The sequence below is a fragment of the Streptomyces sp. NBC_00335 genome (assembly GCF_036127095.1).
Lineage (GTDB): Bacteria > Actinomycetota > Actinomycetes > Streptomycetales > Streptomycetaceae > Streptomyces.
In genome coordinates this window covers 1,027,860-1,048,820 of the sequence record NZ_CP108006.1, presented here as the reverse complement: position 1 = coordinate 1,048,820, position 20,961 = coordinate 1,027,860, and the positions used below count along the sequence as shown (strand labels likewise).

At 72.8% G+C, this 20,961-nt stretch carries 19 protein-coding genes; 10 read left to right on the top strand and 9 right to left on the bottom strand.

What is annotated here, in order from left to right; genetic code table 11:
- Positions 1-44: 44 nt before the first annotated feature.
- Genes OHA37_RS04850 through OHA37_RS04840 form a run of 3 tightly spaced genes read left to right on the top strand, consistent with a single transcriptional unit; the run spans position 45 to position 2,612 of the window.
- The gene (locus OHA37_RS04850) at positions 45-1,265 is read left to right on the top strand and encodes a hypothetical protein (RefSeq protein ID WP_266902806.1); all 1,221 of its coding nucleotides are present in this window, start codon (positions 45-47) and stop codon (positions 1,263-1,265) included.
- A gap of 20 nt (positions 1,266-1,285) precedes the next feature.
- Positions 1,286-2,146, top strand: a complete 861-nt coding sequence (locus OHA37_RS04845; RefSeq protein WP_266902804.1) for an Fpg/Nei family DNA glycosylase — start codon at positions 1,286-1,288, stop codon at positions 2,144-2,146.
- A 58-nt stretch (positions 2,147-2,204) separates the two neighbouring features.
- Positions 2,205-2,612, top strand: a complete 408-nt coding sequence (locus OHA37_RS04840; RefSeq protein WP_266902802.1) for a hypothetical protein — start codon at positions 2,205-2,207, stop codon at positions 2,610-2,612.
- A gap of 49 nt (positions 2,613-2,661) precedes the next feature.
- Here the strand turns inward: OHA37_RS04840 and OHA37_RS04835 are convergent, their stop codons facing one another.
- The 3 genes from OHA37_RS04835 to OHA37_RS04825 all read right to left on the bottom strand — a co-directional run bounded on the left by OHA37_RS04835 (position 2,662) and on the right by OHA37_RS04825 (position 4,629).
- Positions 2,662-3,126 carry a hypothetical protein gene (locus OHA37_RS04835; protein WP_243341408.1) on the bottom strand — a complete coding sequence of 155 codons (465 nt, stop codon included), beginning with the start codon at positions 3,124-3,126 and terminating at the stop codon, positions 2,662-2,664.
- Positions 3,127-3,387: 261 nt separating this feature from the next.
- A complete protein-coding gene (locus OHA37_RS04830; RefSeq protein WP_266902800.1) occupies positions 3,388-4,041 on the bottom strand; it encodes a class I SAM-dependent methyltransferase in 654 nt (217 codons plus the stop codon).
- A gap of 48 nt (positions 4,042-4,089) precedes the next feature.
- Entirely contained in the window at positions 4,090-4,629 is a 540-nt protein-coding gene (locus tag OHA37_RS04825) for a sigma-70 family RNA polymerase sigma factor (RefSeq protein ID WP_266902798.1), read from the bottom strand.
- Between the two features lie 285 nt (positions 4,630-4,914).
- On the opposite strand from OHA37_RS04825, the gene OHA37_RS04820 reads away from it, so the two are divergent.
- On the top strand, positions 4,915-6,126 hold the full coding sequence (locus tag OHA37_RS04820) for a CapA family protein (protein WP_266902796.1): 1,212 nt from the start codon (positions 4,915-4,917) through the stop codon (positions 6,124-6,126).
- 52 nt (positions 6,127-6,178) lie between these two features.
- Here OHA37_RS04820 and OHA37_RS04815 read toward each other — a convergent pair whose 3' ends face one another.
- Positions 6,179-6,640 carry a universal stress protein gene (locus OHA37_RS04815; protein ID WP_266902794.1) on the bottom strand — a complete coding sequence of 154 codons (462 nt, stop codon included), beginning with the start codon at positions 6,638-6,640 and terminating at the stop codon, positions 6,179-6,181.
- A 60-nt stretch (positions 6,641-6,700) separates the two neighbouring features.
- On the opposite strand from OHA37_RS04815, the gene lysX reads away from it, so the two are divergent.
- Together lysX and OHA37_RS04805 are read left to right on the top strand one after the other, a co-directional pair.
- Positions 6,701-10,015: a bifunctional lysylphosphatidylglycerol synthetase/lysine--tRNA ligase LysX gene (gene lysX, locus OHA37_RS04810; protein ID WP_266902792.1), complete on the top strand. Its 3,315-nt coding sequence runs from the start codon at positions 6,701-6,703 to the stop codon at positions 10,013-10,015.
- Positions 10,016-10,200: 185 nt separating this feature from the next.
- Positions 10,201-11,091: a polysaccharide deacetylase family protein gene (locus OHA37_RS04805; RefSeq protein ID WP_323182307.1), complete on the top strand. Its 891-nt coding sequence runs from the start codon at positions 10,201-10,203 to the stop codon at positions 11,089-11,091.
- A 60-nt stretch (positions 11,092-11,151) separates the two neighbouring features.
- Here the strand turns inward: OHA37_RS04805 and OHA37_RS04800 are convergent, their stop codons facing one another.
- Positions 11,152-11,841: a class F sortase gene (locus OHA37_RS04800; RefSeq protein ID WP_266902788.1), complete on the bottom strand. Its 690-nt coding sequence runs from the start codon at positions 11,839-11,841 to the stop codon at positions 11,152-11,154.
- A 352-nt stretch (positions 11,842-12,193) separates the two neighbouring features.
- Here OHA37_RS04800 and OHA37_RS04795 point away from each other — a divergent pair, with 352 nt between their 5' ends.
- Positions 12,194-12,709 carry a hypothetical protein gene (locus OHA37_RS04795; protein ID WP_266902786.1) on the top strand — a complete coding sequence of 172 codons (516 nt, stop codon included), beginning with the start codon at positions 12,194-12,196 and terminating at the stop codon, positions 12,707-12,709.
- A gap of 178 nt (positions 12,710-12,887) precedes the next feature.
- On the opposite strand, the gene OHA37_RS04790 is transcribed toward OHA37_RS04795, so the two are convergent.
- The 3 genes from OHA37_RS04790 to OHA37_RS04780 all read right to left on the bottom strand — a co-directional run bounded on the left by OHA37_RS04790 (position 12,888) and on the right by OHA37_RS04780 (position 14,714).
- The gene (locus OHA37_RS04790; protein WP_266902784.1) at positions 12,888-13,508 is read right to left on the bottom strand and encodes a hypothetical protein; all 621 of its coding nucleotides are present in this window, start codon (positions 13,506-13,508) and stop codon (positions 12,888-12,890) included.
- 249 nt (positions 13,509-13,757) lie between these two features.
- The gene (locus OHA37_RS04785) at positions 13,758-14,528 is read right to left on the bottom strand and encodes a bestrophin-like domain (protein WP_266902782.1); all 771 of its coding nucleotides are present in this window, start codon (positions 14,526-14,528) and stop codon (positions 13,758-13,760) included.
- Between the two features lie 39 nt (positions 14,529-14,567).
- Positions 14,568-14,714: a hypothetical protein gene (locus OHA37_RS04780; RefSeq protein ID WP_266902780.1), complete on the bottom strand. Its 147-nt coding sequence runs from the start codon at positions 14,712-14,714 to the stop codon at positions 14,568-14,570.
- A gap of 947 nt (positions 14,715-15,661) precedes the next feature.
- Here OHA37_RS04780 and OHA37_RS04775 point away from each other — a divergent pair.
- Together OHA37_RS04775 and OHA37_RS04770 are read left to right on the top strand one after the other, a co-directional pair.
- Positions 15,662-16,492 carry an SAM-dependent methyltransferase gene (locus OHA37_RS04775; RefSeq protein ID WP_266902778.1) on the top strand — a complete coding sequence of 277 codons (831 nt, stop codon included), beginning with the start codon at positions 15,662-15,664 and terminating at the stop codon, positions 16,490-16,492.
- Complete coding sequence (locus OHA37_RS04770) at positions 16,489-18,678, top strand: putative bifunctional diguanylate cyclase/phosphodiesterase (RefSeq protein WP_266902776.1); 2,190 nt, start codon at positions 16,489-16,491, stop codon at positions 18,676-18,678. The genes OHA37_RS04775 and OHA37_RS04770 overlap by 4 nt, the downstream gene beginning before the upstream one ends.
- Before the next feature lie 67 nt (positions 18,679-18,745).
- On the opposite strand, the gene OHA37_RS04765 is transcribed toward OHA37_RS04770, so the two are convergent.
- Entirely contained in the window at positions 18,746-19,831 is a 1,086-nt protein-coding gene (locus OHA37_RS04765; RefSeq protein WP_266902774.1) for an FAD-dependent monooxygenase, read from the bottom strand.
- 105 nt (positions 19,832-19,936) lie between these two features.
- On the opposite strand from OHA37_RS04765, the gene OHA37_RS04760 reads away from it, so the two are divergent.
- Complete coding sequence (locus OHA37_RS04760; protein ID WP_266902772.1) at positions 19,937-20,581, top strand: TetR family transcriptional regulator; 645 nt, start codon at positions 19,937-19,939, stop codon at positions 20,579-20,581.
- Positions 20,582-20,961 lie beyond the last annotated feature (380 nt).

Here is a 20,961-nt window from a genome sequence, read left to right as displayed (position 1 = left end):
AGTCCGTTGCGGGGCCACCGGGTACGCGTCGATGATCGATGGCGATGACTGACACCCTGGACGAGGTCCGCACCCTGCTGAAATCCGGCGATCTGCCCGGCGCCGTACGGTCGCTGCGCCCTCGCGCCGAGACCCTCCCCCTCACCGAACTCGCCCGGGCGGTCCGGGCGCTGGCCGATGCGGCCGGTTTCAAGGACCTGGCCAAGGCGGCCAAGACCGCCGCCAAACGGCCGGACGACCCGCAGGCCCTCTACCACCTCGGCTACGGCTGCGTCGAACACGGCATCGCCTTCCTCGGCATAGCCCCACTGCGTGCCGCGCTCGCGCTGGTCCCGGACGCGCGCCCGCTGCTCACCGAGCTCGTCTCCGCCCTGGAGGACGAGGCACGGCACGCCGAGGCCGCGGCCCTGCTCGCCGCCCGCGGAGACCGGCTCCCCGCCTGGCCGGAGACGTACCTGCTCGTCCACCACACCCTCCTCGCCGGGGACCTGCCCGGCGCCCGCGCCGCCGCCGGCCGACTGCCCGCCCCCGAGGAGGACACCTGGAGCTGGGCCCACGCCCGCCAGCGCCGGATGCTCGCGCGCGCCGAACTCGCCGCCACCGTCGGACCACTGGACTCCACGGACCTGCGCGGCTGGCAGTTCGCGCTCACCGGGACCCTGCTCGGCACCCTCTCTCCGTACGGCTACGACGCCGGCATGAGGGGCCGCTACGCCTTCCTCGGCGACAGCCACGAGACCTGCCGCCACGGCCTCGCCCGCCTCGCCGTGGCCCTGGAGGCCACCGGGCACCGCCCCACCACGGTCTCGCTGCTGCCCGGCCGCTCCGACCGGATCCTGGGCCTCGCCGCCGCGACCGTACTCGCGCTGCCCGCCGTACCGTACGAGCCCGGCCGGACCGACACCCTCGTCGTCGCGTACGACCTCGCGGACGCGGACCCCGGGCTCGGGGAGCGCGCCGACGGGCAGATCCTGTACGAGCACGTCACGCGGTGGACCAGTCCGCCGCAGGTCAGCGCGGACTTCAGCGCGCTGCAGGCGCAGCTCGTCACGGAGCCGTGGAAGGACGACGCCCGCCCCGAGGCGGACATCGCCCGCGACATCGCCGCCGCCGACCCCACCCCGGACGAGGGCGACGGGGCGACCCCGCCCGATACCGACGAGGCCTTCCGGGCCTACGCAGCCGCCCTCGCACCCGGCTGGCTGACCGGCCCCCGGGACCGGATCGGCTCCCCGGGCCCGGTGCCCAGCTCGCGCTTCGCCTGAGGCCACGGCAGGCTGGGGGCATGCCCGAGCTGCCCGAGGTCGAGGCCCTGAGGGAGTTCCTCGACGAGCACCTCGCCGGGCGGGTGGTGGAGCGCGTCCTCCCGCTCGCCGTGAGCGTGCTCAAGACGTATGACCCGCCCCTGACCGCGCTCGAAGGGCAGCGGGCCGGAGCCACGGCCCGGTACGGCAAGTTCCTCGCCCTGCGGATCGGCGAACTGCACCTCGTCACCCACCTCGCCCGGGCCGGCTGGCTGCGCTGGATCGACACCGTTCCCGACCGGCCGCCGCGCCCCGGCAAAGGGCCGCTCGCCCTGCGCCTCGTCCTGGAGGGCGGCGGCGGCTTCGACCTCACCGAGGCCGGGACCCAGAAGCGGCTCGCCGTGTACGTGGTCCGTGATCCGCAGGATGTTCCCGGCATCGCCCGGCTGGGCCCGGACCCGCTCGCCGGGGACTTCGGCCGCGAGGCCTTCGGCGCGCTGCTCGCCGGGGAACGGCGGCAGATCAAGGGCGTGTTGCGCGACCAGAGCGTCATCGCGGGCATCGGCAACGCCTACAGCGACGAAATCCTCCACCACGCCAAGGTCTCGCCCTTCAAACTGGCCGCCTCCTTCGACGAGGCGCAGGTGGACCAGCTGTACGCGGCCGTCGAGGAGACCCTGCGTACGGCCGTCGAGCGGGCGCACGGGGTGGCCGCCGGACGGCTCAAGGCCGAGAAGAAGAGCGGGATGCGGGTCCACGGCCGCGCGGGCGAACCCTGCCCGGTGTGCGGGGACACCGTCCGCTCGGTCTCCTTCGCCGACTCCTCGCTCCAGTACTGCGCGACCTGCCAGACCGGCGGGAAGCCGCTCGCCGACCGGCGGCTGTCGAAGCTGCTGAAGTAGGTTCCGGAGCCTTCCCGGGAGGGTTCCGGTCGGCCCGGCTCCGGTTAGACTCCGGCCCATGGCCGAGGAGCAGCAGCCGCAGCCGCCCCGGCGGGAGGTCGTCACCGGGGTCCCGCGCGGCAGCCGCCGCAGGCCCCCCGCGCACACGCCGGCCCGCTCCGAGATCTCCGAGCAGACCACCCTCGGCGCCACCTACGTACGGGCCCTCATGCGCAGCCAGCTCCGCGCCGGGCTCGGCGCCCTGGCCGCGCTCGTCCTCCTGGTGGGCCTGCTGCCCCTGCTGTTCCTGGTCCCGCGGGTGGCGTCGGGCCCGCTGGTCTGGGTCGTGCTCGGGGTCCTGGTGTACCCGGTGCTGTGGTGGGTCGCCCGCGCGTACGTGATCCGGGCCGAGCGCAACGAGGCCGACTTCACCGGGCTGGTCACCGACCCGTCGGAGCCGCCGGGGCCGCCGCGCCGACCGGAGTAGCGGGCCGGGCGGCGGCGGGCCGGGAAGCGGTGGGGCGGGTCCCTCGGGCTCAGAACAGGTGCATCGCCAAATGCCCGAGCGGGAGCCCGAGTTGCCAGGCCGGGGTCCAGACCCGGGCGTTCTCGTCCAGGCCCGGCGGGGTGTCGGCGTGGCCGTGGCGTCCCGGGTCGAGGTTGGTGGCGAACAGCTCCGTGTGGTCCAGCCAGCGCCAGGCGGCCCGGGCCAGCTCCAGGTCGGGGTCCTCGCCCCGGCCGCGCTCGCGGGCCTCCTCGCCCAGCGCGAGGAACCGGGTGTGGACCCAGTCGCGCCAGGGGTGCCCGTACGCCGTCAGCGACATCCACTCGTCGAGCTGCGAGACGACCCGGATCCCGGAGAGTTCGCCGGCGGCGTCCGAGAGGTAGATGGTCAGCGCGAGCGTGTCGCGTCCGGCGCGGAACTCCAGGGTGCTGACCGGGATCAGCCGGCCCGTGCGCAGCAGTTCGTCGGCGATGTACTCCGCGTAGAGCCATGCCATGGGCACCGCGAGCCCACCGTCACTGGTGCCGTTCGTACCCTCGGGCTGCACCGTTCCACCTTCTCCCGCATGCGTCGCGTCTTCCCGCCGTCAACGCCGAGCCTTCCCTGCGCGGCTCGTCGAGCGGGGGATGTTTACTCAACTTGAACGCACCGATGCCGGTTTCGATGCGGTTCGTGTCCGCTTCGCGGGCGTTCAGGCCATTCTTTGACGCATTCGTCGTACGTCCGGCCGTGGTGTCGCCCGCTGGGGCCGGGGCGGTCAGACCGTGGCGATCACGGCGTAGCGTTCATCGGTCACCGCGCGCCCCCACAAGGCCGCGTTGCCGCCGAGGGGTTCGACGCGCAGGGTGGTGACGAGCGGCCTTACGGCGGCGGCGAGTTCGTCGGCGCCGATGCCGCCGGCCCAGGGCAGGGTCTCGGCGCCGGGTACGTAGGGCGTCGCGTCCGCACCGGCTTCGCGCCAGCGGCCCTCGACGAGGACGAGGGTGCCGCCGGGGCGCAGTCGTCGGGTCCAGTCGCCGAGCGCGGCCTCGGGGGCGGGCAGGGTCCACACCAGGTGGCGGGAGAGCAGGACGTCGAACCGCCGGCCGCCGGTGGGCGGGGCGGCGGCGTCGCCGACCAGGAACCGGCCCGGCAGACCGGCGGCGGCCAGTTTCGCCCGGGCGAGCCCGACCATCCGCGGGGAGAGGTCCACGCCGGTGACCCGGTGCCCGGCTTCGGCCGCCAGCAGGGACAGCGATCCGGTTCCGCAGCCCACGTCGAGGACGTCGAGCGGTCCGGCAGGCAGCCAGGAGCCGAGGAGACCGGCCCACGCGTCGCGGGTTTCCTGGGGCCGCAGGCCGTGGTCCGGCTCCTCGTCGAAGCGGGGCGCGGCGGTGTCCCAGTAGGCGGTGATCTCGGAGCTGTTCGTCATCCCGCGAGTCTCCCTGTCGGTACTGACAACGCCCTCCGGCGCCGGTCCTCAGGCACCGAGTCCGTACCCGTAGCCCTGGAGGCCCTTCCGCAGGGCGCGCAGGGCGTAGTACGTACGGGACTTGACCGTCCCCGCCGGTATGCCGAGCTCGGCCGCGGCCTCGGCCACGGAGCGGTCCTGGAAGTAGACCTGCACCAGCACGTCCCGGTGCTCCGGGCCCAGTGATCCCACCGCCCGCCGTACGTCGATGGCGGTCACCGAGCCCGCCACCGCGTCCCCCGGCGCCGGTGCCTGGTCCAGCCCCTCGGGGTCCACCTCCAGGGGCCTGGACAGGCGTGCCCGGCGGGCGTCGATGGCGAGCCGCCGGGCCACGGTGAACAGCCAGGGCCGCAGGGACTCGTAGTCGCTTCCCAGCACCTCCGGATGCTGCCAGAGGCGCAGGAGCGTCTCCTGCGCGAGGTCCTCCGCGCGCTGGGCGTCACCGGCCGTGAGGCCCAGCAGGAAACCGAACAGGGCCCGTCCGTGTTCGTGCTGGAGTTCGGCCAGTGCCTCGGGATCGGTGCGTCGCAGGGTGGGGGCAAGGGGCACGGGAGGCTCCTTCCGGGGGTCGGTGCGGGGGTCGGTCGAGGTCGACGGATCCACCCTGACCTGCACCGGGCCCGCCCGGAACCGTCCCGCCCGGACGGTGCGCCCAAGCACCCGCGTCATCCGGTGGGCGGCCGCGAGGGGCGGTGAACGGTCGAACGGCGCGCCGAACGGCCATTGGAGTGAGTGCGCGGTCGCGCGGCGGAGCCGCTTCTTGACTTCAGGCGTCTCTTTCTATGGATTGACGGAACATCAGGTTGTCGTACTAATCAAGGAGAGCTGGGACAGATGACCGCGCGCACCCGCCACGCCCTCGCACTCCTGACCGCCGTGGTGCTGTCGGCCGTAGCCGGCTGCTCCGCCGGTACGGACGCGCCGGCCCGCCTCACCGGCTCGCGGCCCGCCCAGGCGCCCTCCGGCGCTCCCGGATCGACCACGGCCCCCGCCGGGAAGGGGTTCACCCTCGTCGCGAGCGGCGACGTGCTGCCCCACGAGTCGGTCATCCGGCGGGCGGCCTCCGACGCGGACGGCGACGGCTACGACTTCCGGCCGATGTTCTCCGCGGTCAAGCCGATCGTCTCGGCCGCCGACCTGGCCCTATGCCACATGGAGACCATCTACGGGCCGGACGGCGGCCCGTTCACCGGCTACCCCGCCTTCCAGTCCCCGCCCGAGGTCGCCGACGGCCTCGAGGACGCCGGGTACGACGGCTGTTCCACGGCCTCGAACCACACCCTCGACGGCGGCGGCGCCGGCCTGAAGCGCACCCTCGACCGGTTCGACAAGGTCGGTCTGAAGCACGCGGGTTCGGCCCGTACGGCGGCCGAGGCGGGCACCGTGACCATGTACGCGGCGGGCTCCGCGAAGGTCGCGCACCTCGCCTACACGTACGACACCAACGGCTACCCGATGCCCGAGGGCCAGCCCTGGGCGGTCAACCTGATGGAGCAGGAGAAGATCATCGCGGACTCCCGGGCGGCCCGGAAGGCGGGCGCCGACGTGGTCCTCGTCAGTCTCCACTGGGGCACGGAATGGCAGACCGAACCGGACGAGAAGCAGCTCGCGCTCGGCAAGGCGCTGACCGCCTCGCAGAGCGGCGGCCGCCCCGACGTGGACATGATCCTCGGAACGCACGCCCACATCCCGCAGGCGTACGAGAAGGTCAACGGGACCTGGATCGTCTACGGCATGGGCGACCAGGTGGCCGGGGAGATGTTCAACCACAGCGGCGCACGGGACATGCGCGGCAACTACGGTTCCATCGGCCGCTTCACCTTCGCCCCGCCGGCCGCCCCCGGGCAGCGCTGGCAGGTCACCAAGGCCGAGTTCGTCCCGCAGATGATGGACCTCGGCGCGGGCCGCGTCGTCAACCTCCCCGCCGCCCTCGCCCAGTCGCCCGGCCGCGAGGCCGCCCGGGAATACGAGGAGGCCCTCGACGAGATCACCGAGGCCGTCCTCGGCCGTGGCGCGGCGAAGGACGGGCTGACGATGGCGAAGTAGGCCCGGAAGAGCCGTCAGACCGCGGCAGGGCGGTGCCGGGAAGGACCTCGGCCTACGGGACCACCGTGACCGGCCAGCGCCCCGCCTTCACCAGGCGGATCGCCACCGAGCCCACGATCCGGTGCCCGGCCTGCTCCGAGGCCCCGACCACCACCGCGTCCGCCATCAGCTCCTCCGCCGCGCTCACGAGCCCGGCGTACGCGTCCCCGCGGAAGGTGTGGAACTGCCAGCGGACGTCGTAGACGCCCTTCAGCCGCTCCGCGGACTCCCGGATCTCGGCCACCAGCCCCTCCGCGATCTCCTCGGTGGCCTCGGACACCGGAGCCCCCAGCGAGGCCCCGGCCGGCATCACCGGCTGGACGTACACCAGCGCCAGCAGCGCGTTCTGCCGCCGGGCCAGCCCCGCCGCGTAGGCGGCCGCGCGGAGCGAGGACTGCGAACCGTCCACCCCGGCGAGGATCACCTTCGGACCGTCCGTACCGCGCTCGAATCCTGTACCCACGTGCTCCGTCACCCTTCCGAGGCTAATCGGCTTACCGCGCGAACGGGCGCGGCCCTCCTTACAGTGCGAACCATGAGTGCCACCGTGGAGGAGACGCGCGGGACGCGCGGGAGCAGCAGCCGCTTCCTGAACCGGGTGCCCGACGCCTTCGGAGCGTTCTTCGGAACGCTCGGGCTGTTCTGTGCCCTGCTGGCGCTCTCCCCGACGCTGCGCCGCCTGCTGCGGCCCGTCGTGCGCTTCCTCGACGCCATCGTCGTGCCGGTCAGCGCGAACCTCGCCTACGCCGTCTTCCTCTTCCTCCTCGCCGCCGCACTCGGCATGCGCAAGAAGGTCGCCTGGTGGATCGTCGTCACCTATTTGGCCCTGCTGGTCCTCGTCGACGTGCTGACCGTGGCCGAAGAGGACTACTGGGTGGGCTTCTCCTCCATGGCCCTGGCCGTGGCCGCCCTCGCGATCCTGATCGCCGCGCGCAAGGAGTTCAACGCCGCCTCCCGGCCCGGGGCCCTGTGGCGGGCCATGCTCGTGCTCGGCCTCGGCCTGCTCGCGGCCGTCTTCCTCGGCTGGGGCCTGGTCGCGCTGTTCCCGGGAAGCCTGCCCAAGGGGCAGTGGCTGGACTGGTCCGCCAAGCAGGTCTTCGGCGGGCTCTTCTCGGCCCGGCAGTTCGACGGCCACCCGCCCAGGCCCCTGTACTTCCTGCTCGGCCTCTTCGGCGCCCTCGCCCTGCTGAACGCCGCCGCCACCCTCTTCCGCTCCCAGCGGCTGACCGCCGCCCTGCACGGGGACGAAGAGCCCCGCATCCGGGCACTGCTGGGCGCCTACGGACGCAACGACTCCCTCGGCTACTTCGCCACCCGTCGCGACAAGGCCGTCGTGTTCGCCCCGAACGGCAAGGCCGCCGTCACCTACCGGGTCGAGGCCGGCGTCTGCCTCGGCAGCGGCGACCCCGTCGGCGACCCCGCCGCGTGGACCCCCGCCATCGACGCCTGGCTCGCCGTCGCCCGCCGCTACGGCTGGCAGCCCGCCGTCATGGGCGCCTCCGAGGAGGGGGCGAGGGCGTACGCCCGCTCCGGGCTCGGGGCCCTCCAGCTCGGCGACGAGGCCATCCTGCACGTCGCCCACTTCGACCTCGACGGCCGCGACATGCGCGTCACCCGCCAGGCCGTCAACCGGGTCAAGCGCACCGGAGCCGGCACCGTCATCCGCCGCCACTCCGCCCTCTCCGAGGACGAGATGCAGATGATCGTGGACCGGGCCGACAAATGGCGCGACACCGAGACCGAACGCGGCTTCTCCATGGCCCTGGACCGGCTCGGGGACTCCGCCGACGGGGACTGCCTGCTCGTGGAGGCCTTCGACGACCAGGGCGAGCTGATCGCCCTGCTCTCCTTCGTGCCCTGGGGCAAGGACGGCATCTCCCTCGACCTGATGCGCCGCGACCGGGCCGCCCCCAACGGGATCATGGAATTCATGATCGCCGAGCTCTGCGCGGCCGCCCCGGGCCTGGGCGTGCGCCGCATCTCCCTCAACTTCGCCGTCTTCCGCTCCGCCTTCGAAGAGGGCGGCCGGATCGGCGCCGGTCCCGTCCTGAAGGTGTGGCGCAAGCTGCTGCTCTTCTTCTCCCGCTGGTGGCAGCTGGAGGCGCTGTACCGCTCGAACGTCAAGTACGGCCCCGAGTGGTACCCGCGGTTCCTCTGCTTCCAGGACGCCGGCTCGCTCGCCCGGGTCAGCCTCGCCTCCGGCATCGCCGAGGGGTTCGTCTCCGTGCCGAGCATGCGCACCCTGTGGGGCAACGGCCACCCGCGCGGGCTCACCGCCCCCGCCACCACCGCCGGCCTGCCGCCCATCGAATCCCTAGGGCTGGAATCCGTAGGGGAGGAGGACACCGACGGCGGGCGGCCCGAGCGGCTGCCCGAACAGGTCCGGGTCCGGCACGACAAGCTGGAGCGGATCCGGGCCGCCGGCACCGACCCGTACCCCGTCGGCATCCCGCAGCGCACCCACACCGTCGCCGAGCTCAAGGCCGCGCACCCCGGCTACCCGCCCGGCGCCCGCACCGGCTCGCCCGTCACCCTCGCCGGACGCGTGATGGTCGTACGCGACCTCGGCGGCGTGGTGTTCGCCGTCCTGCGGGACTGGTCGGGAGACGTCCAGCTGATGTTCACCCGGGACGAGGCGGGCGCCTCCGTGCTCGACACCTTCACCTCCCAGGTGGACTTCGGCGACCACGTCGTCGCGAGCGGCGAGGTCGGCGCCAGCAAGAGCGGCGAACTGTCCGTGATCGTCGACTCCTGGCAGCTCACCGGCAAGTGCCTGCGCCCGCTGCCCGACAAGCGCAAGGGACTCGCCGACCCCGAGGCCAAGGTCCGCCGGCGCTACCTCGACCTGGTCGCCAGCCCCGAGGCGCGCGACGTCGTACGGGCCCGGTCCAGCGCCGTCCAGGCCCTGCGGCAGGGGCTGCTGGACCGGGGCTACCTGGAGGTCGAGACCCCGATGCTCCAGCAGATCCACGGCGGGGCCAACGCCCGCCCGTTCCGCACCCACATCAACGCCTACGACCTCGACCTGTACCTGCGCATCGCGCCCGAGCTGTACCTGAAGCGGCTGTGCGTGGGCGGCATGGAGAAGGTCTTCGAGATGGGCCGCACCTTCCGCAACGAGGGCGTCTCCTACAAGCACAACCCCGAGTTCACGATGCTGGAGGCCTACCAGGCCTTCGCGGACTACGACGTGATGCTCGACCTGGCGCGCGAGCTGATCCAGGGCGCCGCCACGGCCGCCTTCGGCTCGCCCATCGCGCACAAGGCCGGACCGGACGGAAAGCTCGTCGTCCACGACATCTCAGGACCCTGGCCGGTCAAGACCATGTACGGGGCGATCAGCGAGGCCTTGGGCGAGGAGGTCGACGCCGACACCGAGGAGCACGTCCTGCGGCGGCTGTGCGACCGCGCGGCCGTGCCGCACACGCCCGACAACACCCGGGGCGACGTGGTCCTGGAGATGTACGAGCGGCTGGTGGAGGAGCGGACCAAGCTGCCCACCTTCTACAAGGACTTCCCGACCGACGTCTCCCCGCTCACCCGGCAGCACCGCAAGGACCCCCGGCTCGCGGAGCGCTGGGACCTGGTGGCCTTCGGCACCGAACTGGGCACCGCCTACTCGGAGCTGACCGACCCCGTCGAGCAGCGGCGCCGGCTGACCGCGCAGTCGCTGCTGGCGGCGGGCGGGGATCCGGAGGCGATGGAGCTCGACAACGACTTCCTGGACGCACTGGAGTACGCGATGCCTCCGACGGGCGGGCTGGGCATCGGGGTCGACCGCCTCGTCATGTTCCTCACGGGTCTGACGATCCGGGAGACGCTGCCGTTCCCGCTGGTGCGGCGGGGCTGACGGGCGGTCCGACCGGGGGCGCCGCCCGGCGGTGGTGACCGGCGGTGGTGACCGGCGGCGGTGACCGCCGGGACTGCTCCGAGCGGGTGAGCGGCCAGGGCCGCGTCCGCGCCTCTCGACATCTGCGGCGATGTCGTTGATACGTAGTAGTAATGAAAAATGACGAGCCGACAGTAGGGCGACGCATGCTCCTGCGTTCCGCCGTCTTCCTCGGAGTCGCCGCCGCCGCAGGGCTGCTGACGGGCGGCGAAACCGACCTGCCGACATCGGGCGCGGGGGCCCCCGCGGCAGGCACCGGACCCGGGGCGGTACCCGGCGGAGCCGCAGGTCCCGGACCCCTCACCGGAGCCCCCGGCGGACTGCCGCAGTTCCCGCGCGGATCCCCGTACCGGCTCGACCCGATGACCTCCGCAGGGGCCCCGGAGCGCGCGCCCGCGGCGAAGCCCGCCGTACGGACCCGGCCGATCCTTGAACTCCCCGCCGACGCCCAACGGGGAAGTGGGTCGGCGAGCGCCATGACCCTCACCTTCGACGACGGCCCCGACCCCCGCTACACCCCGGCCATCCTGGACACGCTCGCGCGCCACGGCGTCCGCGCCATGTTCTTCGTCTGCGGCGAAATGGCCGTGGACAACAAGGATCTGCTGCGCAGGATGGTGGCCGAGGGACACGTCATCGGCAACCACACCTGGACCCACCCGCAGCTCACCAAGATCAGCAGACCGGCGATGGCCTCCGAGATCGGCCGCACGAGCGAGGTCGTCCAGCAGGCCGTCGGCACGGCTCCGCAGTGGTTCCGGGCGCCCTACGGGGCCTGGAACCGGGCCGCCTTCGAGATCGGCGCGGAGCTCGGCATGGAGCCGCTCGCCTGGACCGTGGACACCCTGGACTGGAAGGAGCCGGGCACCGCGTCGATCGTGTCGCGGGTCCTCAAGCAGGCCGCGCCCGGGGTGATCGTGCTGAACCACGACGCGGGCGGCAACCGCTCGCAGAGCGTGCAGGCGCTGGCGAGCTACCTGCCGCACCTGCTCGGACGGGGATTCCGGATGACGCTGCCGGAGCTGCCGTCACGCTGAGCGGCGTACCCCGCGCGGCGGCGGCACGGTCCGTCGCCGCCGCGCGGGTGGGGGAGTGGGTCAGCGGGCCTCCACCATCCGCGCGAACACGACGACGTTGCCGTCGTAGCCGCGCCCCTTCGAGTAGCCGCCGCCGCAGGTGATCACCCGGAGCTCCGGGTGTCCGGTGTCCCCGTAGACCCGGGATCCGGGGAAGGTGTTCTTGGAGAAGACCTCCACGCCGTACACCTCGAACACCGCCGTGCGGCCGTCGTAGCGCGCCACCTCGATACGGCTGCCCTTCTGCACCGAGCCCAGTCCGTAGAAGACCGCGGGGCCCTGAGCGTTGTCCACGTGGCCCACGATCACCGCCGAACCCTGCTGGCCCGGCGAGATGCCGTTGAGGTACCAGCCGGCCAGGTTCTTGTCCTGCGGGGGCGGCGCGTCGATCCAGCCCTGCGCGTCCAGTCCGACCGTCATCACCGGTGCGTCCACGCTGATCGACGGGATCCGGATGCGCTGGACCGACGAGTGGTTCAGCACCTCCATGTCCGGCGGCGGCACGGGCGGCTCCGCGGGTGCCTGGTCGCCCTGTGGCCCGACCGCCGACCCGGCCGGCGCGCTGACCGCGGCGGCGGCGGCCGGCTGCGGGGGTCCGTCGCCGGCCTCGGCTCCGTTGCGCATCATGGCGAGGCCGCTGAGCATGACCAGCGCGATCGCACCCCAGGGGGAGCGTCTCCTCGGTGGCCGCTCGCTCTCGTCCTCGAGCATGGTTCTCCCTTCCCGACGCGGGGGTCCCGACCCGCGTTCTTGTCCCACCCCTTCACGCCCTACTTCACGCACGCTAAGGCGGGGCGTGCGGGACGGCGATCGGGGAAGGGCGAACGGGTGGTGGGGCCGGAAGGGGTGCGCCCATCCAGGTAATCGTCACATAAATGCCTGACGGGTCGTGACCTGCGGATCCGTCAGCAAACGCGTCCGCGCTTCGGCGTGTCGCTCAACCTTGCGGCCCAAAGGTGGAAATGCGCTGGTTGCGGACCCGGTCGAGGGTTCGTGATGGGAGGCGTTCTCGTCGATCTGCCCGGGCCACCGCTCCGGGGCGCTTCCCGCTGGAGGTTCCATCATGCGTGTTCTCCGCGCTCTTACCGTGACCGCGGCGGCCACTTGCGCCGCCATCGCCCTCAGTTCCCCCTTCGCCACCGCGAACCCTGCGGGCGGTCCGCCCTCGGGAGGCAACGGCGGGCCCAGCAACGTCACGGTCAACCCCTACTCCGTGCACCAGGGCTCCACGATGCAGGTCAGCGCGGCCGGCTGCGGCCACGGCGGCATCGTCTTCTCGCACGGCAACTTTCCGCAGACGAACCTGTCGGCCGGCTCCATCGGCTTCGCGACCGTCAGGATCTTCAACCACGCCTCGCCCGGGCACCACACGCTGTCGGTCAAGTGCCACGACAACAGCCTGGTCGCCACGCACCGCTTCACCATCCTGGACGGCCGCGGCGCCCAGGGCGGCATCGGCGGCTCCCTCGGCCCGTCCACCACCGAGACCGCCATCGGCGCGAGCCTCGTCGGTGCGGCGGCCCTCGGCGCCGGTGCCCACGTGATGCGCCGCCGGCGCCCGATCCGCGGCCGGGCCTGACCGGCCGACCTCCCCGGTCGGCCCGGACAACCGCCGGTCGCCCCGTGTCCTGGCCAGGACACGGGGCGACCGGCGTTTTCGGGAGATCGTTTGGGTGGAGAGTGTGGGGGTGTGGGGGTGTGGGGCTGTGGGGCTGTGGGGGTGTGCCGGCCCGGGTGCGGCCGGATGCGCGGCGCGGTCAGTGGATGCGGCGGATGTCCCGGCGGCGCAGGGCGTATCCGAGACCGACCAGCCCGCCGAGGACGAGCCCCGCGCCGGCGCCGAGTTCCAGGGGATCGAGCCCGGCGATACTGCCGCCGAGGCCGCCGCGGACGCCTAGGGTGGCGCTGCGCGAAGCGCCCGTACCGGTGCCGGCGCTGGTTCCCGTACTCGTACCGGCCACCGCGCTCGCGGTCTTGCGGGCACCGACGGTGGAACTGGTCGTGGGCCTGCCGGTGCCGCCGGTGATCGTGAGGTCGGCCGAGCCGGTCTCGCCGGCGCAGGTGAAGGAGACGGAGTACTGGGCTCCGCGCCGCGCGTCCCGGTCCACGGTGACCCGTGCGGTCTTGCCCCGGTCGATGCTCACGGTGTCGAAGATGCCGGAGGAGACGGTGGCGAAGGCGGCGTTGCAGCCGGTGACGGACAGCACCACCTGGCCGCCGGGGGCGACCGTCGAGGGGGTGATGGCGAAACCGAAGGAGGTGATGGGCGCGGCCTCGGCCGCAAGCGCGGCGGGCGCGGCCGCCGCGCCGAATACGAGCAGGGCGCCCGCCGCGGCGGCGCCCAACAGGGCTGTGGGGGAGGTGGGTATCGCGCCCATGGTTGATTCTCCGGATCCCCGAGGAGCAGCCGCGGAACGGTTTCCGCACGTGGGGGGTCGTGCGCCTCGATGTCCGCCACGCTAGGTCCGGACGCGGTGACCCGCGATCAGGAACGGGCGAATGGGGCATGGCGGTAGGCCGAACCGGGGACGGGAGGCCCGTCCCCGGTTTGCCGGGCCGCGGTGGGTCCCCGGTGCGGTGCGGTGAGCTGCACTGCGCTGTGCTGCGGCCGCAGGGGCGACGCGGTGTCAGTCGCCCAGGCCCAGATGCGGGAACTGGGAGAGGAACGGTTCGGCGGTGGCGGCGATGCCCCGGCCGAAGGGTGCGTCGAAGTCCCAGATGAGGAACAGCAGGAACGCGATCAGCGCGCTGAACAGCCCGGCCAGCAGCAGTTCCCGGAACGAGCGCCTGATCTGCAGGGTGAAGATCAGCCCCACCGTCACCAGGGCCCCGGCGATCAGGCCGAACCAGACCACCCCGGGCATGGTGGCCCCGGCGCTCTGACCCCGTGCGTTGCGGGCGTCGTCGACCACGGCTACCTGGTCCACGAGCGGCTGGTACGCCTGGCCCTCGTGATCGGTCTGCGGTTCGTAGTCCGTCACGTCACGGCGGATGCGGTCCAGCAGCTCCCCGCTGCGGTCCGTCAGCTCGCCGTTCTCGGCCATCTCCTTCCATTCGGTGTCGACGACGTAGGTCACGTAGGCGTCCACGTCGGACCTGATCTTCTTGCGGACCTCGGCCGGGTAGACCTCGGAGCGGACGCTGATCTCGTGCAGGGCCTGCGATTCCTGGCGCACGTACTCCTGGGCGGCCCCGCGGCCCTCCCAGACGCCGGCGATCGCCAGGCCCAGCACGATCGCGTAGATCACGCCGATCATCATCGTCATGTACTCGATGACATCGGGGGTTTCGCTGGGATCGTCGTCCTCGCCGATCCGGCGCTGATTGAAGAAGGCGATGGACAGCACCACGGCACATGCCGCGGCCATCGCGAGGGACAGGACGAGCCATTCCGACAAGATGACTCCCAATCGATTACGGGGTGGAATACGGCGGCTCTAGCGCGGGCGCAGCGCGACGATCGCGAGCACCGCGGGGGCCGCGGTCATCAAGGTGAAGGTCACCGGTGAGATGTGGCGCTCGACCGGCTTGCGGGCCGCCGCGTGGTACGAGGGGCGCGCGACCGGCTTCTTGGGCGCGGCCACGGGGATCACCCGGGGCGGCGCAGGCGCGGGCGCCGGCGGCGAAGGCGGTTTCGCGGCGGGTTCGGGGACCGGCTTGGGCGCCGGTTTCGGGGCCGGGGGAACGGGAGCCGGGCGCGCGGGAGGCGGGGCCGGTTCGGGGGGTTTGGGCACCGGCTTCGGAGCGGGTGGCGGCGGGGGCGGTGGAGGTGGCGGCGGTGTCGGGGTGGGCGTCGGCTTCGGGGCCGGCGGCGGGGGAGGGGGCGGGGTGGGCTTGGGCGGGCACGGCGGGGGAGGCGGTGGCGGGCAGGGCGGATGACCGTGGTGGCCGCCATGGCCGTGGCCCCCGTGGCCCCCGTGGCCCCCGTGGCCGTGGCCGTGACCTTGGCTTTGGCCGAGTCCGGGGTGGCCGCGATCGCCGCGGCCGCCCTGGTTGCCGTGGTCGCGCCGACGGCCCTGGTCGCCGTGACGTCCGCCACCTTGAGTGCCCCCGGTCGCGCTGCTCAAGGCGGACGCGGCGGCCTTGACGGCGCTCGCCCCGTCGCCGGCGTCGATCGTGGCGTATGCGCTGCTATCGGCCATGGCCGGTGTTGCGGACAGGGCCGCCCACAGGAGGACCGGGACTGCCAGCAGGCGCCTGGAAGAGGCTCTTTTCACCCGGGGATCATGGGGTCGCGCGCGCCCGCGCGCGGGAAGGTTGACCTTGGTTCGCCTGAACGGGTGAGGCTTTGGCTACAGAGGTTTGAGCCAGAGTTGCTTCGTGTCCGGTCGTTCACCGACCTTTTCCCAAAAGGTATTTGTCGGTTTCGATCATTCTCCGGACGTAGTCCGTCCGGCCTTTGGCGTGTGACGAAGAACGGATCGCCAATTTCCGCTTTCGCTCGCTCCGTTGGGCAATGATCAGTACATTCGGCTCGGACAGGAGTCCGATCCGTCCCGGACCGCTGCAGGACCAAGCCTTGGAGACCCCGATGGAGCGCCCCGCCTGGGCCCCGCAAGGCATCGACATATCGGTGCCGAGCGTGTCCCGCATCTACGATTACTACCTGGGCGGCTCCCACAATTTCGAGGTCGACAGGCAGGCGGCCCGCCGGGCCATGGAATTCATGCCGGGCCTGCCCAAGATCATGCAGGCCAACCGGGCATTCATGCGCCGTGCCGTCCGGTACGCCGTGGCCGAGGGCGTGACGCAGTTCCTCGACATCGGCTCCGGCATCCCGACCTTCGGCAACGTCCACGAGATCGCCCAGGCCGCCAGCCCCGAGGCACGCGTGGTCTACGTCGACCACGACCCGGTGGCCGTCGCCCACAGCCAGGCCGTCCTGGCCGGCACCGAGCGGACCGGGGTCGTCGCCGCCGACCTGCGCAAGCCCCAGGACATCCTGGCCGCCCCCGAGGTGGCCCAGGGACTCGACCTGAGCCGCCCGGTGGCCCTGATGCTGGTCGCCGTCCTGCACTTCCTGGAGGACGCGGACGAGCCCTACGCCGCCGTCGCCGAACTGCGCGACGCGCTGGCCCCCGGCAGCCTGCTCATCCTCACCCACGCCTCGTACGAGGGGATCCCGCTCTCCGAGGAGGTCGCGAGCGGAACCGTCGGCGTCTACCGCGAGATCCGCAACCCGCTCGTCATGCGGGACGGGGAGCAGATCCGGCGCTTCTTCGACGGCTTCGGCCTGATCGAGCCCGGACTGGTGTCGATGCCCGACTGGCGGCCCGACACGACCGGCGGGCCGGAGGGCGGGGCCGTGGACGAGGACCCGTACGCCTTCTCGGGCTTCGCCGGGGTGGGACGCAAGGCGTGAGACTGCCGACGCAGACGGCGGACGACCCTGCCGCGCCGCAGGGTGGTCTGGAGGACCGGATCGGACGGTTCGCGACGATCTGGGGGAGAGCGATCTTCCCGGTCACCGCGACCTCGCTCACCCGCGGCGAGTTCGAACGCCACCTCGTGCCCCTCACCCGCACCCTCGTCGAGGCCCTGCGCGCCCGCCCCTTCGACTCCTCCGTCGGCCAGCGGGTCGGGGAGGAACTCGTCGCCGTCCACTGCACCGACCCGGAGGCGCTGTCCGGCACGCTCGGCGTCGTCGAGTCCTACCTGGTGCTGTACTGCGGCCCGGAGGGCCCCGACGCCGAGAGCGTCGAGGGGACCGAGGAGTACCGGTCCCGCTGCGCCCGGCTCCAGCACGGCATCGCGGCCGGATTCGCCCGCGCACTGCGCGAGCGCACCCTCAAGGAGCAGGAGGCCATCGCCCGGTCCGCCCTGACCGCCCGCATCGACGCGCAGCAGGCGCTGCACGCCAGCGAGGCCCGCTTCCGGGCGGTCTTCGAGGGCGCCGCCGTCGGGATCGGCATCGCCGATCTGGAGGGCAACGTCCTGGAGATCAACGACGCGTTGCTCCAGATGTTCGGAGGCATGGACGGGCACGTCCGCGGCCGCAACGTCAGCGAATGGAGCCACCCCGACGACACCCCGCACGTCTGGCGGATGTACGGGGAGCTCGTCCGCGGCGAACGCGATAGCTACCGCGTCGAGAAGCCGTACTACCGGCACGACGGGACCGTGCTGTGGACCAACCTGACGGTCTCGCTGCTGCGCGACGCCGAGGGCGTGCCGCAGTACCAGCTGGCCCTGATGGAGGACACCACCGAGCGTCGCCTGCTGAACCTGCGCCTGCGCTACGAGGCCACCCATGACGCCCTGACCGGCCTGCCCAACCGGACGCTCTTCTTCGAACGGCTGGAGAAGGCCCTGAGCGGCTCCGGCGGCTCGCGCTTCGGCCTGTGCTACCTCGATCTCGACGGCTTCAAGGCGGTCAACGACAGCCTCGGCCACTCGGCCGGCGACCGGCTGCTGGTGGAGGTCGCCGACCGGCTGCAGAGCTGCGCGACCGGACCGGGCGAGGTGGTCGCCCGGCTCGGCGGCGACGAGTTCGTGGCCCTGACCACCGGCCCCGACACCGAGGAGAAGGCCACCGAACTCGCCGTCCGGATCCTCTCCGCCCTCTCCGTCCCGATCCGGCTGGAGGGCCGCGAGCTGACGGTCCGGGGCAGCATCGGCATCGTCGAGGGCCCGGCCCGCGAACGCACCCCCGCGGAGGTGCTGCGCAGCGCCGACATCACCATGTACCGGGCCAAGGCGGCCGGCGGCAACCGGTTCGAGTTCGCCGACGCCGCTGCCGACGCGCGCGCCATCACCCGGCACGGTCTGACCAACGCCCTCCCGGCGGCGCTGGAACGCGGCGAGTTCTTCATCGAGTACCAGCCACTGGTCCACATGCACGACGGCAGCGTGCACGGAGCCGAGGCCCTGGTGCGCTGGTCGCACCCGCAGCACGGGGTGCTCGGCCCGGACCGGTTCATTCCCCTCGCCGAACGCACCGGCCTGATCGTGCCGCTCGGCCGCTGGGTTCTGGAGGAGTCGGTCCGCCAAGCCCGCGCCTGGCAGCACCAGAAGGGTGGCGCCACCCTGCGGATCAACGTCAACCTGTCGCCGACCCAGCTGCACCACCCCGGCCTGGTGGCCGACACGATCCGGGTCCTGGAGTCCTCGGGCCTGTCTCCGGGCACGCTGTGCCTGGAGGTCACCGAGTCGGCCCTGATCGGCGCCGACGACGAACTCCTCGAACCCCTGCGCCGGCTCGCGGCCCTGGGCGTGGACATAGCCCTCGACGATTTCGGCACCGGCTACTCGAACCTGGCCAACCTGCGCCGCCTGCCCGTCAGCGTCCTGAAGCTGGACCGCTCCTTCACCAAGGGCATGCAGCACACCCCGGCGAACCCGGTCGACGTCAAGATCGTGGAGGGCATCGTCGCCTTGGCCCACAGCCTCGAACTCGCCGTCACCGTCGAAGGCGTGGAAACCGGCGCCCAGGCCGCCCAGCTCCGAGCCCTCGGCTGCGACACGGCCCAGGGCTGGTACTACGCCCGCCCGGGCGCCGCCGACCGCATCCACACCCTGTCCCTGTCGGACGCGGTCCCCACGTCCTGAACACCGCCCGCACCGGCCGGGCGCCCCACACTGGCCGCCCGGCCCGCACTGGCCGGGCCGGCCGGGCTCACTCCAGGCCCGCCTCCGTGCCCCGGCCCGGCTCGCGGACGGCCGCCAGCACTCGCTCGTAGCGCCGTGTCGTGTCGGCCAGGAGTTCAGCGGCCACCGGCAGCCGCTCCGCCTGGTACGCGTCGAGAGCTTCCTCCCCGGCCGTCCCGGAGAGGACTGCGGCCAGCGTCCGGCCGAGGGCGGCGGCGTCCTGGATGCCGGTGTTCATGCCCAGTCCGCCGGCTATGGGGTGGACGTGCGCCGCGTCCCCGGCGAGGAAGGCCCGGCCCTCGCGTATCCGGGTGGCCATGCGGACGTTGACCCGCCAGGACGAGAGCCAAGTGGGGTCGGCCAGCCGGATCCCCGGCGTCCTGGCGTACCGGTCGAAGAGCCGCTGGAAGCTCTCCAGCGAGGGCGGCAGTGCCTCACCCCGCTCGTCCGTCTCGGGCGGGGCCTGCAGTTGGAACGTGTCCGTCCCCGGCATCGGGCAGAGCAGGATCCCGCCCCCGTCCGACGTGAACCACTGGTGCCAGAACTCGCGGCTGAGTCCGGGCGCCCTGACGTCTCCGAGGACCATCGCCGGTTCCTCCTCCCCGTTCCCCTCGAAGGGGATGCCGAGGAGTCCGCGGGTGGCACTGTGCCCGCCGTCGCACCCCGCGAGATAGCCGGCCCGGATCACGGTGCCGTCCGCCAGCTCCGCGCGGACGCCGCCCGCGTCCTGGGCGATTCCGATGAGCCCGGACCCGTACTCGACTCGTACACCCAGCTCGGCCAGCCGGTCGCGCAGCGTCTCCTCCACCTGCCACTGCCCTATGAGCAGGCCCCCGCCGACGACGGTGTCCTTGACCGGCTCCCCGTCGAAGTACTTGCGCAGCACCATGCCCTCGCGGCCCTTGGCCTTCACCGACTCGGCCGCGCCGAGCTCCTCGAAGACTTCGAGGCTGTCCGGCTGGAGGCCCTTGCCCCGGGACTCGTGGTGCGGACCCGGGCGGCCCTCGATGATCCGCACCGCGATGCCGCGACGGGCCAGGTCGCAGGCGAGCGTGAGGCCGGTCGGGCCCGAGCCCACGATCAGCACGTCCGTTGCGTCCACTGCGTCAGTCATGAGATGTCCCCTCGTCGTCGGTACCTCAAGGAAAGCGGCTCGCGACAGAAAATGCAACCCGGTCACGAAATTAACTGAGTCACTCGTTCGTGTTAGGGTGGGCGCATGGAGAACGCGAAGGGTCTGCGCGAGAACAAGAAGCTCCGTACGCGCCGGCAGCTGGCGGCCACGGCGCTGGAGCTCTTCCTGGAGCGGGGCTTCGACGCCGTGTCGGTCGCCGACGTCGCGGCGGCCGCCGAGGTCTCCAAGCCGACGCTGTTCCGCTACTTCCCCAGCAAGGAGGACCTGGTCCTCGACCGGTTCGCCGACCATCAGGACGAGGCGGCGCGCCTGGTGCGCGAGCGGCCGCCCGGCGAGACCCCGGTGTCGGCCGTGCGCGCGCACTTCCTCGCGGCGCTCGCCGAGCGGGACCCGATCACCGGGCTCTGCGACCACCCGAACGTGCTCGCCTTCCAGCGCCTGCTCTACGGCACCGCCAGCCTGGCGTCCCGGACGGCCCACTACACCGCCCGCGAGGTGGAGCTGCTCGCGGCCGTACTCGAAGCCGAGGGGGCCGATCCGCTCACGGCCCGTCTGGCGGCGGGATCCCTGGTGGCGGCCCGGCAGGAACTCGGCCGGGAGAACTGGCGCCGCATCGACGCCGGCCAAAGCGCCGACGAGGCCCACCCGGCCGCCGTGGCCGACGCGGAGCGCGCCTTCGCCCTCCTGTCCGGAGGCCTCGACCGGGCGCTGCCCGCGCGCCGGGCCTGACGTCATGGCCCGAACGAACAGGAAAGTGAAGAAGCGGCAGCCTCCCTTCGGCCTGCCCGCCGGACTGGTCCTCATGGCGGGCCGGGGCGGCACGGGGATCAACGGCTGGCGGACCGGGGTGGTCACAGGGAACGGCGGGGGCTTGTGCGGCGGGCTTCCCGACGTCCCGTCCGGCGCGACCCCGGAGGAGGCGCGGCGGGCTGCCGCCGAGATGGTGCAGGGGCTCGCCCGGGACTTCCACGGGCAAGAGGTCGTGGTGCTCTGGGACCCGCAGTCGGAGCCGGGGTCGTGGACGGCCACAGTCGTGGTCGCGGCGGCTGCACCCGGACCCGGACCCGGACCCGCACCCGGACCCGCACCCCAACCCGGACCCGCACCCC